The 12,847-nt window shown below is 50.5% G+C and carries 20 protein-coding genes and 1 pseudogene; 8 read left to right on the forward strand and 13 right to left on the reverse strand.

Annotated elements, in window-relative coordinates:
* Nucleotides 1-2: 2 nt before the first annotated feature.
* The 13 genes and pseudogenes from OGV50_RS04145 to OGV50_RS23570 form a co-directional block, all read right to left on the reverse strand.
* Nucleotides 3-1,574: a terminase gene (locus OGV50_RS04145; RefSeq protein WP_196013943.1), complete on the reverse strand. Its 1,572-nt coding sequence runs from the start codon at nucleotides 1,572-1,574 to the stop codon at nucleotides 3-5.
* Nucleotides 1,571-2,059 (reverse strand): DUF2280 domain-containing protein, encoded by a 489-nt coding sequence (locus OGV50_RS04150; protein ID WP_042999757.1) that lies wholly within the window; start codon nucleotides 2,057-2,059, stop codon nucleotides 1,571-1,573. The genes OGV50_RS04145 and OGV50_RS04150 overlap by 4 nt, the downstream gene beginning before the upstream one ends.
* Before the next feature lie 32 nt (nucleotides 2,060-2,091).
* Entirely contained in the window at nucleotides 2,092-2,724 is a 633-nt protein-coding gene (locus OGV50_RS04155) for a putative metallopeptidase (RefSeq protein WP_222168025.1), read from the reverse strand.
* A 194-nt stretch (nucleotides 2,725-2,918) separates the two neighbouring features.
* On the reverse strand, nucleotides 2,919-3,290 hold the full coding sequence (locus tag OGV50_RS04160) for a hypothetical protein (RefSeq protein ID WP_286488342.1): 372 nt from the start codon (nucleotides 3,288-3,290) through the stop codon (nucleotides 2,919-2,921).
* A 373-nt stretch (nucleotides 3,291-3,663) separates the two neighbouring features.
* Nucleotides 3,664-4,191, reverse strand: a complete 528-nt coding sequence (locus tag OGV50_RS04165) for a Rha family transcriptional regulator (RefSeq protein ID WP_115614625.1) — start codon at nucleotides 4,189-4,191, stop codon at nucleotides 3,664-3,666.
* Between the two features lie 204 nt (nucleotides 4,192-4,395).
* Nucleotides 4,396-4,872 (reverse strand): lysis protein, encoded by a 477-nt coding sequence (locus OGV50_RS04170; RefSeq protein WP_115614624.1) that lies wholly within the window; start codon nucleotides 4,870-4,872, stop codon nucleotides 4,396-4,398.
* Nucleotides 4,869-5,318: a lysozyme gene (locus OGV50_RS04175; protein WP_115614623.1), complete on the reverse strand. Its 450-nt coding sequence runs from the start codon at nucleotides 5,316-5,318 to the stop codon at nucleotides 4,869-4,871. The genes OGV50_RS04170 and OGV50_RS04175 overlap by 4 nt, the downstream gene beginning before the upstream one ends.
* Nucleotides 5,302-5,625 carry a phage holin, lambda family gene (locus tag OGV50_RS04180; RefSeq protein WP_090049330.1) on the reverse strand — a complete coding sequence of 108 codons (324 nt, stop codon included), beginning with the start codon at nucleotides 5,623-5,625 and terminating at the stop codon, nucleotides 5,302-5,304. Before OGV50_RS04180 ends, OGV50_RS04175 begins: the two co-directional genes overlap by 17 nt.
* 363 nt (nucleotides 5,626-5,988) lie before the next feature.
* Nucleotides 5,989-6,798, reverse strand: coding sequence for an antitermination protein Q (locus tag OGV50_RS04185; protein WP_200003455.1), 810 nt, complete (start codon nucleotides 6,796-6,798; stop codon nucleotides 5,989-5,991).
* Nucleotides 6,795-6,917, reverse strand: coding sequence for a PPVAKH motif-containing phage-derived small protein (locus OGV50_RS04190; protein WP_233598241.1), 123 nt, complete (start codon nucleotides 6,915-6,917; stop codon nucleotides 6,795-6,797). The genes OGV50_RS04185 and OGV50_RS04190 overlap by 4 nt, the downstream gene beginning before the upstream one ends.
* 205 nt (nucleotides 6,918-7,122) lie before the next feature.
* Nucleotides 7,123-7,728, reverse strand: coding sequence for a recombination protein NinG (locus OGV50_RS04195; RefSeq protein WP_200003456.1), 606 nt, complete (start codon nucleotides 7,726-7,728; stop codon nucleotides 7,123-7,125).
* Nucleotides 7,721-8,389, reverse strand: a complete 669-nt coding sequence (locus OGV50_RS04200; RefSeq protein WP_286488343.1) for a serine/threonine protein phosphatase — start codon at nucleotides 8,387-8,389, stop codon at nucleotides 7,721-7,723. Before OGV50_RS04200 ends, OGV50_RS04195 begins: the two co-directional genes overlap by 8 nt.
* 104 nt (nucleotides 8,390-8,493) lie before the next feature.
* Nucleotides 8,494-8,754, reverse strand: a pseudogene (locus tag OGV50_RS23570) (recombination protein NinB); the annotation flags it as partial.
* Here OGV50_RS23570 and OGV50_RS04210 point away from each other — a divergent pair.
* The 8 genes from OGV50_RS04210 to OGV50_RS04245 all read left to right on the forward strand — a co-directional run bounded on the left by OGV50_RS04210 (nucleotide 8,650) and on the right by OGV50_RS04245 (nucleotide 12,845).
* Nucleotides 8,650-9,039, forward strand: a complete 390-nt coding sequence (locus OGV50_RS04210; RefSeq protein WP_286488344.1) for a DNA breaking-rejoining protein — start codon at nucleotides 8,650-8,652, stop codon at nucleotides 9,037-9,039. The pseudogene OGV50_RS23570 and the gene OGV50_RS04210 overlap by 105 nt on opposite strands.
* A 34-nt stretch (nucleotides 9,040-9,073) precedes the next feature.
* The gene (locus tag OGV50_RS04215) at nucleotides 9,074-9,631 is read left to right on the forward strand and encodes a hypothetical protein (RefSeq protein ID WP_286488345.1); all 558 of its coding nucleotides are present in this window, start codon (nucleotides 9,074-9,076) and stop codon (nucleotides 9,629-9,631) included.
* Nucleotides 9,628-10,401 (forward strand): hypothetical protein, encoded by a 774-nt coding sequence (locus OGV50_RS04220; RefSeq protein ID WP_286488346.1) that lies wholly within the window; start codon nucleotides 9,628-9,630, stop codon nucleotides 10,399-10,401. The genes OGV50_RS04215 and OGV50_RS04220 overlap by 4 nt, the downstream gene beginning before the upstream one ends.
* Nucleotides 10,402-10,836: a hypothetical protein gene (locus tag OGV50_RS04225; protein WP_286488347.1), complete on the forward strand. Its 435-nt coding sequence runs from the start codon at nucleotides 10,402-10,404 to the stop codon at nucleotides 10,834-10,836.
* Nucleotides 10,826-11,098 carry a preprotein translocase subunit YajC gene (gene yajC, locus OGV50_RS04230; protein WP_286488348.1) on the forward strand — a complete coding sequence of 91 codons (273 nt, stop codon included), beginning with the start codon at nucleotides 10,826-10,828 and terminating at the stop codon, nucleotides 11,096-11,098. Before OGV50_RS04225 ends, yajC begins: the two co-directional genes overlap by 11 nt.
* A 7-nt stretch (nucleotides 11,099-11,105) precedes the next feature.
* On the forward strand, nucleotides 11,106-11,345 hold the full coding sequence (locus OGV50_RS04235) for a DUF4060 family protein (protein WP_286488350.1): 240 nt from the start codon (nucleotides 11,106-11,108) through the stop codon (nucleotides 11,343-11,345).
* Nucleotides 11,346-11,409: 64 nt separating this feature from the next.
* Nucleotides 11,410-11,625: an excisionase family protein gene (gene xisR, locus OGV50_RS04240; RefSeq protein ID WP_286488351.1), complete on the forward strand. Its 216-nt coding sequence runs from the start codon at nucleotides 11,410-11,412 to the stop codon at nucleotides 11,623-11,625.
* Nucleotides 11,625-12,845, forward strand: a complete 1,221-nt coding sequence (locus tag OGV50_RS04245; protein WP_286488352.1) for a site-specific integrase — start codon at nucleotides 11,625-11,627, stop codon at nucleotides 12,843-12,845. The genes xisR and OGV50_RS04245 overlap by 1 nt, the downstream gene beginning before the upstream one ends.
* The last annotated feature ends 2 nt before the right edge of the window (nucleotides 12,846-12,847 follow it).

Below are 12,847 nucleotides of genomic sequence, written 5' to 3' on the forward strand. Positions count from 1 at the left end.
GTTTACATCCGAAGTTTGGTGACTTTGCCGACTTTCTTCGGCGGTGAATGCAGAACTTCATAACGAGTTCCGTCCCAGTCGTGATCTTCCTGCTGCGTGTCAACGTCATCAGGATTTTTGCTGTCGCGGACGAGTACAGGAATACGGCTTATCCAGCCACGGCAGTAATCAAAAACATAAAACGCGGGTTTTTCTGGTATCCCGGATTCCAGTTTTTTACCTTCGACAACCGCCTCCAGCATGTCGGCAAACAATGCGGCGCCATTAACGCGAGAGCCGGGCTTTTTGTTGGCCTCAACCCATTTAACGCCCTGCACTTCCATTTTCTGAGCTATGGAAAGCTCATCATCGCCAGTGTTGTAGATCGCGCTGTCGGCCGGGCCGGGAACAACCTTTTTGCAGATACCCGGCATAATGTTGAGTTGTCCTTGGGTGACGCCATCGAGTTTTATCTCGTCAGGTTCGTCAACTTCCTGGCCTGTTAGCCGCTTATCTATCCACGCAACGCCTTTTGCGACGTTGGTAGATGACATGTTCAGCCCTTTATTCAGTTCGTCAGGCGGGCAACCGTACCACTCGCCAATCAAAATCAGAGACCCGGCGGGCGGGCAGAATTGACGCCCATCCGGCAGCGTCGCGACAGTACCATCCGTGCGAGCCCACCAGAGATTAGAGAACGGTTTCGACTCCCCCCAGTCATGGGAACGGTCAACGGTCCAGCTATCCGGTATGCGGAACGGCTTAATGACGTGAAGCGCCTCATTCCATAGATGGTCAAAGCGTCCGCCGCTGGTCACATCCCATGAACCTTTTACCCACGCCTTGCGGCGGTTCGGGTCTTTGATGGACATCAGCGTTGCGATGTACTGCGGATCCAGATACGGGTTCTCTTTGAAAGAACCATGTATCGCGACGCGGGTTAACGTGATCTCTTCTTCCCGCTCGGTTTGAGGGTTGAACACTAATTGTTTGTGACGCTGCACAGTTCCGCGCGGTGCCGGTTCGATAAATCGTTTTTTTACCCAGGTATGACCGATGCCAAATGGGTTTGTCGTGCTGAATACTTCGAGTGGGATCGGTTTTAGCAACGATCCATCTTTTCGAGGATAGTCTTCAGGCCGGAACGATGAGCGACGACACGAAAACATTGCTTCGTAGAAATCTGAGTTAGGTTGTTTGGTCAGCTCGTTAAAGCCGATAAACGGAAATTCCTGTCCGTGGAAGTTCCAGTAATCATCAGCTTCACTTCCGAACCGGAACAGCAGTTCTTCACCAGTAGGCCACACCCATCGCAATTCACTCGCAGACCGAAGAAAATTTGCCCCGTCGCCGAACAGGTTATACATACGCTTAGACTGCGTGATGATGTCTGCCAGGTTCTTATACTCAGTGTCAAAAATGACACCGCGCCAGAATGAACCATAACCGACACCGACATTACGGCGAAAACGCGCCAACTGCGCAGCGGTTTTGCCTGGTCCGCGCGTTCCCTCGTAGAGGATCTCATTACATGGGCAACTCAGCGAAAGAGACTGTGATCCGGGCAGAGGCTTCCATACAGCCTTGTAATTCATCCACCAAGAACCTCATTTTGTTGTTTCTGCGCAGCAGCTTCCCAGTCGTCAACGTTGTCACAGGATGGAACGGGCATAACGTTGTGAGTCGATATAACGTTCTGTTCAACCTTCTGCTTGTTGGTATAAACGTCACCGACCTCTTTCGCAGCCTGTTCGAGAAGCTGGGCCGTCATGCCGAGGTTTTTCATGTTCTCGGCGGTCACAGACATTCGTTGCAGTACGCGAAGCCGATAAGCCTTATTAGCAATCGGGATTTCTGCAATTTCCGTCTGGAAGCGCTCGCGGGTTTCGTTGAACATCTCCACCCATTTTTTCGCCAGGCCTTTGCCGTTAGCTTTTGTCGGGTCGTGGGATTCAACCTGTTGACGAGGGATCGTGATGCCGAATTCTTTTTTGACAGCCTCCACTACCTGAGAAGGTGTGTCGAAGCACGCAAGCGATTGAACGATGAAGGCTTTAATCTCACCTTTTAATGTCGCCATAGCTTACCTGCCCGTCATAATCAGTCATAAAATCAAGCCAGTTTCAGCATGCACGTCCCGCATGCTCTGGCAATATTGAGATGTGCAACCTCCGCAGGTTGATTGGCTGCGTCCACCAGTTCTTGCACGTCGGCGCTAGCACCGTATCGACGGACCACGCCAACGAACTCTTCAACATCGTGACCACGCATACACAGTTTCGGCAGGCCGGAGTCACGGTAGAACTTCGGGGAGCCGTATTCATCGGTCTCCTGCGCTATGTGGTAAAGCTCATGCTCTACCAGTGCACAGAATTCGATGTCAGAGCAATGCAGGCAGAAGTCACCGGCCAGCGTGATAATGAAATCCGGCTTATGTCCGAACCACTCATGCATCTGCTGTTCCATCCGGGCTTTTTGCCATCCACCAGCACGCATCATCACTTCCTCTGCCTGACCAAGAACCGTTCGTCCTTTTTTGGTGAATGCTGTCGCTGCCCACATAAACGCTATGTCAGCATCTGCGAGGTGTGCGTGGTCGGGATTATGCAGGTGGCCAGAGTCGGCGATGATTTGTTCCTGTACCCACTGCCATACACCATCAGCAGGAGCTAACCGTATGTACGGCGCGAACTCTTCAATGAATGCTGGTGACGGCATCGGGCGGCGATCGTCTTCATTCGCCATGAATTACTCCGTTATCTCTTTGCAGGCTCTAACTTCACCTTTTGGCTCATGCCGTGTTGCACAATGAATGCGCCTACCGTCTCGTAATCAGGTTCCCGCTGACAAATTACACAGAAAAAAATCAGCGTTTTTAGATAAACCGAAACCCACCATTTAAATTTCAGATCAACACTCAGTGAGCAGCTATCCATGAGTTAATCCTGTTTGATGTGCGGCAGGAATGCCGAGAACATTCTGTCGAGCAGATAGCAGTAGGTTTCGTTTGTCGCTCCAGTGTCGACTGTCACACCAACATCATTACAGCAGTAAAACGTTGCGTGTGCGCATTCGTGAACCAGTGTGGCGGCATTATTATCAAACACACCCACCAGATAAAGATTCTCACCGGTTTCATCATTAACGAATTGCCGACACATGCCGTTGAACATGCTTACGTCAGCCAGGGAAACACCAAGTGATTTTTCTGCCTGCTGCCATTCCTCTTTTGACCGACACAGATATACATTCGCACAGTGAAACAACGGAACGAAAAAACGCGGTAACTTAGGCCATTTTGTTTTTGCCATTTTTCTGCTCTCTGAAAAGGTAAGTGACCGTATTCGCCCGCCACGGCTACGGCATGCCGCTGTGAAGGTAAAAGCTCGCGTTACCATCGCGAGGAAAACCCGGCGTGACCCGTTTTTGAATAACCACGCTCACTCGCGCAGGGAGAATCCTCCTCAGGGAGGCTGCGGTCTTAGTTCGGGCGTGGAGACTGCGACGAATCGGCGCAATGGGCATTCTTGTCGCAGCGGTCGCCACCATCTCACGATGTTGCTATGCCACTTCCGTCTGTTCCGGCTGCCAAGATATGGATCACCTCTTTGGTTGATGCCAATCTATGCTTCTTGTCGGGTAAGCATTATCGAAGCCCCTCAGTGAAGAGCTTCTGTAATGCCATCACTCGGTGAAAATCAGTTTTGGTTGTGTCAGCGATAGGATCTGATCGAATTCCAGCGCAAGCAGTTTCTTTTCGCGCTTGCGTGCATTCATCATCTTGCTACCGATGCGGGCCTTCACTTCTGACTTGGCGACCTTTAACGCATGGCGGTGCTGAGCCTGCTCACCCATCTCATGCCAGCGAGTCAACTGATCCGCCATCCAGTTAAACGCCTGAATGTATCGCACTTTTATTAGCGTGGCCGCTGCGCCAGTGAAGCCCATCACTACCAACATGTAACCATCTTTTGTCAGCTTGAACATTGGCTGCGCTTCGCCATTTTTATCAATGAAATCAGCCTCCTCAAAATTGAGGGCGGCAAATTCTGGAGGACATTCTGACTTCACCTGCCTAATTTTTCTCAACACGTTATCATGTCGTTTTCCGAAGTAATCAGCGATCTTCTGACTGGTCGTGAACGCCCTCCCTTGGATAGCCATCACCATCTTAGAGAAGTCGAACTCCTGGACTAACACTGCTTCTTTCATAGCGTTTTACCTGCTCTTTGAGATGAACCGTTGCCGCATAGGAAGTCAGCCCACCGAGGCTCGCCAGCACTAACTGACATCCTCAACGGCTCATTCCAAAGGGTCTGGTTCGGTGGTTTTTGTGCGCATGCGGTGCGCGGTGAAATTCAGGTATAAAAAAGCCCGACCGAAGTCAGGCTCTGTTTGTCTGTTGTGGGTGACGAATCATTTCAGGCACTGCGTGTTGATGTACTCCTGAAGTGCTCTCAGGGCTGTTTGGTCTTGCTTGATGCCGGATCTGATACCGAGAACGTTTCGTCCAGCAACGTCAGAGAGTTCGACGGTGGCATCATTGCCCATGCCGGGGGTGCCGGTGGTTTTGGTTGAGGTAGGCACTGAACATCGGCCTTTGACGAGCACCCGACCGCCATTATCAAGCTTGCGCTTAAGAGCATCGTTTTCAGCTTGAGCATCAGCTAAGTCCTTCGTGTATTTGGCATCCAGCGCAGCAACATCACGCTGGCGGGTCTGCATGTCTTTGATGGTGGCGTTCGCCAGGCCGAGCTGCTCAGTGGCTTTATCGCGCTGGTCTTTATAGGTGATGGCGTTGTCGCGGTAGTGGTTCACAAAAAATGCCAACACAGCAACGAGCGACACAATTGCTAACTGCAAGCAGTAGCGTTTAAGCAAAGAGGTAATCATGACAAGAACAGAGCACGCTCCGCCCCACGGCGATTTGTTAACCCGGGAAGAATTTTCCCGCCAGACTTATTCCAGCGTAGGAACTCATCAGCGGCGCCTTTGGTATCGCCAGCATTCAGCTTCTTCAGCAACGTGGATGTTGATAGCGCACGCGAGCCGACGTTGTAAGCGAACGATACCAGCGCATCAAACTGGCCCTGCGTCAGTTTCACTCTGACCAGCTTCAGTATGTCGTTTTCATAGCTCACCAGCCCCGTTTTAAGCAACCTGTCAGCCGTTTCCTGGTCGATAGTCATTCCGGGCTTTACTGGCTTGCCATCTACCGGGTGAGTCCAGCCATAACCAATCGTCCACGGCGCGCCGCCTGTCCCTGGGTCTGGATAGGCAGTCAGCCGACAACCTTCGAATTTTTTTATCAGCGCAATGCCGTCAGGACTGGTTTGCATCGTCAACTCCCGCCTTTTTGGCTGCGAATTTTTTAATCAGATTGCCGATCGAATCGGTGCCGATGTATCCAATAAAGACGCTGGCTATGTAGGCGAGGTTGCTGCTCAGGCCGATAAAGTCCAGAAGGTCACGAACGAACCAGGCAATCATCGCGCACATCAGCGCATCAATTAGCGTTTTTGTTACCGCGCCGCCGTTATAGCGACCACGCAGGTACGCCATGATAAAAGCCAGCATTGCACCAATACCCTGCTCCTTGGCGGCAAGTAGCGCAGCGATGAAATCTTGTTTGTATGGCATTTTCATAGGCCTCACCTCCGATCTTTCGGATGGCGCTGTGTGTTATGAAAGGGGTCAGGCTTCACGGGCTGGATTTTCAACAAAGCACGTAGTGATTGATTCCCGTGAGCCTGAAATAAAAAAGCCAGCGACAGGCTGGCAATGTGAGGGTGTGGCAATGTCAGCTCTCTGGCTGAAGGGTCCCAGGTAGTGGGTTCTGTGTGCGGCGTACCGCAAATAAAAAAGCCCAAGGCGTTTAACCTCGGGCTTGAATTTTTTTGCTTCGGAACGATTGAACGGATTCCCAGCGTTAGAGATAAATCTAACCAGTTTTTCCGCAAATAGCAATAGCATTTTTCTGCTGAATGCCAAAATTAAGTAAATAAATACTCATCGTGTCACTTTTGAGAGAACGGAATCGGCAAAAGACTCCTGTTTGTGGCATTCACTTACCAGCGCTTCGAAAAGTGGCTGGAGTTGCTCGTATGCTGACGTTTTTTTTATATCCGTTACGGTTCTGATGCCTTCCAGAACTACCGAGAACTTTAATCTCGCATAACCACGACCGCCGCAGCGATCGCAGCATTTCATCACCGGAACGCCCTGGCGATCACTTTCCTTCTTGTCCAGCACCTTGCCCTTCCCGTGGCAGCGACACGAATTGCTGATAACACCCTTTCCGTTACACGATTTGCATTTAACCTTGACCACTTCGCGTACTGAGTTCCATTTCTCCCAGTCACCCGGGCCAACGGCGCGTGACATTTTGGCCCATGATGGTGCTTTCCCCCACGGGAAGGTAACTTTATTAGTAAATACCTCTGCTTCAGTAAAACCTGTTCCATCGCAACAATCGCACCGACGAACGCTTGCTGCGCTGCGTGAATAGTCCTGGAAAGCGAATGCGCACATAATTTCAAGGACTCTTCGACGGATGTCGTCATTGAGTTCTGAAACTGATTTATAGCGTCGCGATAACTCAACGGCTGATTCATAAAGAGACTCCATTGCCCGATCCGGGTTGCTAATGCCAATCTTTGCCAGATAGAGATCAAAACCAAATCCGCATTTATGTCCGACGAGCCCAAGTGCGGCCATAACATCAGTGCCGGTAAGGCTGTCAGATGCCGTAGCGCGCGGAGAGTCACTGAACATCGGTGATTTAGGCGCAAAATATTTAGCGATTGATTCGAGATTCATGCGGATTCTCCTGCGGTCTGTTTTGTTTTTTGCTGTTGCTGGCTGTGCTTTGCTACTGGCGGCAACATAGCGCGCTTAACGCTTTCAGCCTGGTAACGTTCAACATCGGCCCTGGTCATACATCTATCCCCAACCGTTTCCACGCCGCCTTTGTTCTGGCTTTCGTCCTCATGGCGAACCGATGGGCCTTTATGGCTTTACTGGCTGAATAATTGGCATATACCCAAAGAATTCGGAATGCCGCGCATATCCATACGGCGCCAAACAGAATGCAACTAATCAGACCAATAAACGCGAGGATATGAATTGTTAATTCAGACGGTGTCATGCTGCCTCCTGCTGTTTCAATGCGCGTAGGTCTGCCCTGGCTTTGGCACGTATGCCTTCCAGTTCTTCACGGGTGTATCGGTGGGTTTTGTTGTTGGACTCCAGCGCCAGCACGCGCTCTTCGCCGATCAGCTCCACCAGCGCTACTCGGTACGCCTCAATGTTTCCTGATTTGTGGACGTTACATGCAGAGCACTGGAGCCAAACATTGTCTGGATTGAATCTCAGTTGCGGCGCGGCGGCCGTGGTACGGTAATGTCCGGCATGCCATGCAAAGGCGGTTTTGGTTCCGCAGGAGATGCAGCCATTCCCGGCGGAAAGCAGCATTTCGCGCCGCCAGTCATTGAAGGCGCGCTGTGTCATCTGCACCCAGTGACGTAATGGTTTCACATCTTTGCGACGCTCGCGCAGACGCTTGCGATCGGCTTTCTCGGCTTCGTGTTTTTCCTTGATGCGCTTCGCCTCAGCTTTCACCTTCTCCTTAGCGCGTAGATCCATTGCGTAAATAGCGCCATGCTCAGGGCCGCACCAGCGAATGTTGTCGTATGCCGGGATGAACCACTCATTGCATACTTTGCACTTACGGCGGGATGGCTTACGCATGGTCACCACCTTGCACCTGTACCAGCGTGAGGTTTCCGCAGAACACGGCACCGGTATCGATGTACATCTGATTTGCATACTTCAGGGGATGGCGCGCTGGGGTGTGTCCGAAGATAAACAGGTCAGCACCGGATATCTCAGAGATAATACCGTCCTGAGCTTCACTAACCCGCTCACGATTCCAGATGACCATATCTTTAGGGACAGGCTTATCAAATTCATATTCGTTGAACGGGTAATCGGCGTGGCAAATTACGATTTTCCGATCGGAAGTGACCAGTTCGATGATGAGTGGCAAATCAGCCGCTTTATGGACCAGAGCCTTGGCCAAAACCTCTTTGTCATAGTCGAGATTGAAGAACCAACCACCACCATTTACCAGCCAGTGATTTACGTTCCCGTATTCAGAAAGTCCATCAATCATCATCTGCTCATGGTTTCCGCGCACAGCCCGGAACCACGGCATAGTAATCAGATCGAGGCACTCGACGTTTTCCGCGCCGCGGTCGATGAGGTCACCCACTGAGATCAGCAAATCACGCGCCGGGTCAAACGAAACCTTGTCAAGTTCATTCATCAGCAGCGTGTAACACCCATGCAGATCGCCGACGACAAAGATATTGTGCCAGTCAGCGCCGTTAATGCGTTGATAGATACTCATGACGCTCTCCCAAAGTAATCGCCGCGATAACGAACATCGCGAAGCTGGATGTTCTGGCTGACAACAAATGCCTGGGTGTATTCGATCAGACTGTTCATGCGCCTGATGCCCATTGAGGATGTGCTTTCCCTGATGGCGACAAGTTCTCCCTCAAGACCGGCAATCACTTTCCCCTGCCCGCCGGTGGCGATGGAATGACCGGATACCAGAATTGCCTTCCATGAAGGTTGTGACCATGCCGAGCCAGCCCACTGGACGCGATGCTTACCCTGCAGACCACCAGTGCGCAGGAAGCTGATGTAAACATCGATGATACGGCAGAGAAATTCCGTGCGCGCATTGATTCGGCTGAGACGCTGGAAGATGCAACCGCTGTGGGAAACGATATCAATACGGCAAAACCTGCATTAGGTACGGCACTGTTCACTGAGTTGAAAAATAAAGCTACCCGCCGTTATCACCTGGTTAAGCATCGCGCCATGCTTGATGAAGCAATCAACGGTCTGCCACAGCCTGACGCACCGGATGCTGCAACATGCTTTGAAATGGTAGAGAAAAAACTCTCCGCAGCGAAACGGCATCTTGGCGACGAGCTGCACGATAAGTACCGCATAACTCTTGACGACATGAAACCGGAATACGTGGGCTAAGGGAGGCGGGAGGGTCCGCCCTCCCGGTAATGACATGAGCAAATTGCAAAATGAAGAGTTGAAAGTGGTCGCCGTCGTTCAGTTCAACAAAGGCGAAGCCTTGGTATTAAACCGCCCTCTCAATTTTATTTACGAAGAGATTGGGAGAGATTTAATTGGAAGCGACGGGCCATTTAAACGCCCTCTCCTTTACTCACCAGCAAGCGAAGCATTCAAAGCATTTGCAGGAAGCGAGATGAAGCTACAAATGCAGGACGGAAGCCAGAGGATTGTTAAGGATCACTGGTGGTCAGGAAGCCTACCAGGGCACCAAAGCGTTACTGCATGCGACCTGGAATCACTCAAAAAATGCTACGTATTTTACGGCGGCATGGGCATAACGGCTGATGATTTTCAGGCCCTGCGTGAATCCTATAACGGATGCGTTTATCCGTATTGGGATTACGAAAAGGTGATCAAGTACGACGATTTGCGAAGGGAACTCTACATCAAACTTTCTCATGAAGAACGGCGCGTTCAAGCGCTAATAGCTGAAGTTAAGAAAAAGCACAAGGCGTTGGTGGCGGCGAATAATCAGGAGCGTGCAGCATGAAATTTTCTAAATTCTCTGAGCTGGTTGCCCGGATCTGGTCCAACACACTGACGCAAAGGCGCGATCCGGAAATTACCATCGCCATACACTCTCCTGGCAGCATCGGCGCGTCGCCATCTGTTGAGGTCGAGTCCATTCAGGCTGGCTTCGACTGGGACGCCGGGCTGGTGTTGATTTACCCGGCACAACCTCTGACCACGCTGACACCTGAACAAGTGGCGGACATCACCGCCAGCGTGCGCAAAGGTCAGTCCTGGCACGCCTATGAGGCGTACAAGAAGCACAAAGCAGAAGTTGACGCACTTAAGGCTCAGATTGCCGAACTGGAGTCCTTCCGTTTCGCCTATATGGAGTGGAGCGACAAAACTGATTGGATGCAGGCGGACAGACGATTCGATGTTGTGAAGCCGTTGGGGAAACACCGCGCTGATGTGCTTAAGGCGTATATCGAGTATCTGGAGTCCCGCGCCTCCACTAATGCCGCTGCTGATGTACTGGCAGAACGGCAGCGCCAGATTACAGCGGAGGGGTGGACTCCAGAACACGACGACGAGCATTGCAATAACGAAATGGCAATGGCGGCGGTTTGTTACATAAACGAAACAGGAACTGTGAATCGTAATGGTGGCAAGCCGTGGGGGTGGCCTTGGGATGCATCATGGTGGAAACCAAATGCCCGCCGTCGCAACCTGGTAAAAGCTGGGGCTTTAATTCTGGCTGAAATCGAACGCATTGACCGCTCCGCTGGTATTAATGAGGAGGTCGAGTAAATGATCGAACATCAACAACAACCAACCTTCAATACCTGCATGTCAGCGTGCGTAGCAATGATATCAAGCCAGCCGGTAACTGATGTCGTCGCGCAATGGCATGACAAATTTCACAGCAAAGAGGCATGGCTTGATGATGCCCTGGACCATTACAGCATTCCGTACTTCTACGGGCATCCTAAGAAGGCCGAATTGCTACCAGGCTTTATTTATTTCCTCACGGTTCCGTCGCTGAATATCGTCGGCGGCCAGCATCAGATTCTGGCCGCAGTAAAAGATGGTCCTGTGGTCGAAATTCTCGACCCAGCAAAAGGTCGCGATGGTGCCAGATACTACGTCTACGGGGAATGTCAAGCTCCCGAAGAACGTGAACTCATCTCATGGTCAATAGACCTGGCAATACCTGTTGTTGAGTGGGGTGATCATGCGCATTGAAGAACTGAAAAATCTTCCGAAATTATACCGGGTTATCACCGTTGAGCTTGACGTTTTGCGTAACGGGTTCGGGGCTAATTACGGTGTAATTTACGATGTTGATACCGTTGTTAAGCGCAAAGTTCGCCGCGTGTTAGATGCCGATGGCTGGCGCTGGGCAATGGTCCGTGAGCACCGCAATCAAGAGCAATGGGACTACTTCTTTGAGTACGACAAAGAATGCCTTCATGAACTTAATTACACACTTGGCCTAATTAAGTGAGGTGAATATGCGATTGATAAACCGCAGCACGCAATCTCCGCTGGCGCGCCGGGCGTGCGATGCAGCACTGGCAAAGCATGTTGAGCTTTACGGGGAGTTTGGCCGTCAGAAAACCAAGACCACATACACGGTAGTGGTTGATGGAATAAAAGTAACAGTGGAAGTCGTTAACCGCCTGGCCAGTTACGTAGCAACCGCTATGAACGGAGCGCGCCGTCTGCGCCACCTCCCCTCGCAGGCAACCTGATAACGATTTATCAACGTCATAACACCGGCACTTTTATACTCGTGCCGGTTACCTGAGGTGAACTATGACACAGGTAATTTTTAATGAAGAGTGGATGGTTGAGGCTAAACTCATCGAAAAAACAGGACTCTCCAGCGGGCAGATTAAAAGCTACCGCCTTAAGTCATGGGTAAACGGCGTCCATTTTAAATACGTTACTGCAGATGGCAGAACTGAGTCTGAAAAAGGGCTTGCCTGGTACAACTACCCCAAAATTAACCATTTCATTAAGGATGCGTAATGGCAGGCTTACCTACCGGCGTGGAAATTCACAACGGTAAACTGAGGATATCATTCAAGTACAAGAACGTTCGCTGTAGAGAGGTTTTGCGAGGTTGGGTAGTCAATAGTTCCAACATCAAAAAAGCGGGTAATCTGAGAGCGCTGATCTGTGCCGAAGTACAGTTGGGTACATTCAAATATGAAGAGCGTTTTCCGGAGAGCAAGGCGCTTAAGAAGTTTTCGCAACCGACAAAGAGTGTTCTAACTTTCGGTGAACTGTGCGACGCATTTCACGCTATTAAAGAGGTGGAGATTTCACCAGCAACAATGATGATAACACGTTCGGTAAGCGCACTTTTTATGAAAATAATCGGCGAGCATACTGCCATTGAAAACATACAACTTAATGACATGCTCCTCTATCGGAAAAAGTTGCTTGAGGGGGAGTTTAAAGCCAGGACTGAAGGACAACGTACAGTCAGAACTGTTAACTCCTTTATGGGACAATTATGCAGAATGCTCAGCTTCGCTCACCAGAGCAACTATATACAGCATAAACCTTTTGAGAACATAAAAAGCCTGAAGACCTCAGAGCTTGATCCAGACCCGTTGCTGAAAGAAGAATTCCAGGAGTTATCAAAACACTGGCACGGTCAGCATCTGAACCTCTGGACATTTGCAGTCTACACGGGTTTACGCCATGGTGAATTGACGGGTTTAGCATGGGAGGATGTCGATCTCTCCAGCGGTGAGATTCATGTTAAACGCACAATGACACTAACTAAAAAATTTGGGCCACCCAAGACAAAGGCTGGGTTAAGGACGGTAAAACTGCTAAAACCGGCACTGGAGGCTTTAAAGAGGCAATTCGATCTTACGGGACATAAAGAGCCTGCCGAAATTGATTTTTACCACCGCGAGCGCGGAAAGGTTGAAAAGCAGAGCCTGAGATTCTGTTTTGTTCCCAATTATAATGAAGGGACAGTGAGCCGACATTATTCTCAGAGCACGATTAACCTTACATGGCCAGGGGCGGTACAAAAATCTGGTATAAGGTATCGTTCTCCTTATCACACGAGGCACACATATGCGTGCTGGATGCTCTCAGCTGGCGCGAACCCGTCTTTCATTGCCAGTCAGATGGGGCATAAAAATGCGCGTATGGTTTATACCGTGTATTCAAAATGGATCGTGCGGATGAACGATGACCAAATTGACATGTTGAACGGGAAAATTTAGTG

Source organism: Citrobacter sp. CK180 (assembly GCF_030333655.1).
In the GTDB taxonomy this organism is placed as follows: domain Bacteria; phylum Pseudomonadota; class Gammaproteobacteria; order Enterobacterales; family Enterobacteriaceae; genus Citrobacter_B; species Citrobacter_B koseri.

Coding starts and splice junctions, on each gene's coding strand:
- OGV50_RS04145 (WP_196013943.1), bottom strand. CDS start 1,574: ATGAATTACAAGGCTGTATGGAAGCCTCTGCCCGGATCACAGTCTCTT.
- OGV50_RS04190 (WP_233598241.1), bottom strand. CDS start 6,917: ATGACCAGGGCCGATGTTGAACGTTACCAGGCTGAAAGCGTTAAGCGC.
- OGV50_RS04180 (WP_090049330.1), bottom strand. CDS start 5,625: ATGAAAATGCCATACAAACAAGATTTCATCGCTGCGCTACTTGCCGCC.
- OGV50_RS04160 (WP_286488342.1), bottom strand. CDS start 3,290: ATGGCAAAAACAAAATGGCCTAAGTTACCGCGTTTTTTCGTTCCGTTG.
- OGV50_RS04200 (WP_286488343.1), bottom strand. CDS start 8,389: ATGAGTATCTATCAACGCATTAACGGCGCTGACTGGCACAATATCTTT.
- OGV50_RS04165 (WP_115614625.1), bottom strand. CDS start 4,191: ATGAAAGAAGCAGTGTTAGTCCAGGAGTTCGACTTCTCTAAGATGGTG.
- OGV50_RS04150 (WP_042999757.1), bottom strand. CDS start 2,059: ATGGCGACATTAAAAGGTGAGATTAAAGCCTTCATCGTTCAATCGCTT.
- yajC (WP_286488348.1), top strand. CDS start 10,826: ATGCGCATTGAAGAACTGAAAAATCTTCCGAAATTATACCGGGTTATC.
- OGV50_RS04210 (WP_286488344.1), top strand. CDS start 8,650: ATGCTTACCCTGCAGACCACCAGTGCGCAGGAAGCTGATGTAAACATC.
- xisR (WP_286488351.1), top strand. CDS start 11,410: ATGACACAGGTAATTTTTAATGAAGAGTGGATGGTTGAGGCTAAACTC.
- OGV50_RS04175 (WP_115614623.1), bottom strand. CDS start 5,318: ATGCAAACCAGTCCTGACGGCATTGCGCTGATAAAAAAATTCGAAGGT.
- OGV50_RS04195 (WP_200003456.1), bottom strand. CDS start 7,728: ATGCGTAAGCCATCCCGCCGTAAGTGCAAAGTATGCAATGAGTGGTTC.
- OGV50_RS04215 (WP_286488345.1), top strand. CDS start 9,074: ATGAGCAAATTGCAAAATGAAGAGTTGAAAGTGGTCGCCGTCGTTCAG.
- OGV50_RS04235 (WP_286488350.1), top strand. CDS start 11,106: ATGCGATTGATAAACCGCAGCACGCAATCTCCGCTGGCGCGCCGGGCG.
- OGV50_RS04220 (WP_286488346.1), top strand. CDS start 9,628: ATGAAATTTTCTAAATTCTCTGAGCTGGTTGCCCGGATCTGGTCCAAC.
- OGV50_RS04245 (WP_286488352.1), top strand. CDS start 11,625: ATGGCAGGCTTACCTACCGGCGTGGAAATTCACAACGGTAAACTGAGG.
- OGV50_RS04185 (WP_200003455.1), bottom strand. CDS start 6,798: ATGAATCTCGAATCAATCGCTAAATATTTTGCGCCTAAATCACCGATG.
- OGV50_RS04170 (WP_115614624.1), bottom strand. CDS start 4,872: ATGATTACCTCTTTGCTTAAACGCTACTGCTTGCAGTTAGCAATTGTG.
- OGV50_RS04225 (WP_286488347.1), top strand. CDS start 10,402: ATGATCGAACATCAACAACAACCAACCTTCAATACCTGCATGTCAGCG.
- OGV50_RS04155 (WP_222168025.1), bottom strand. CDS start 2,724: ATGGCGAATGAAGACGATCGCCGCCCGATGCCGTCACCAGCATTCATT.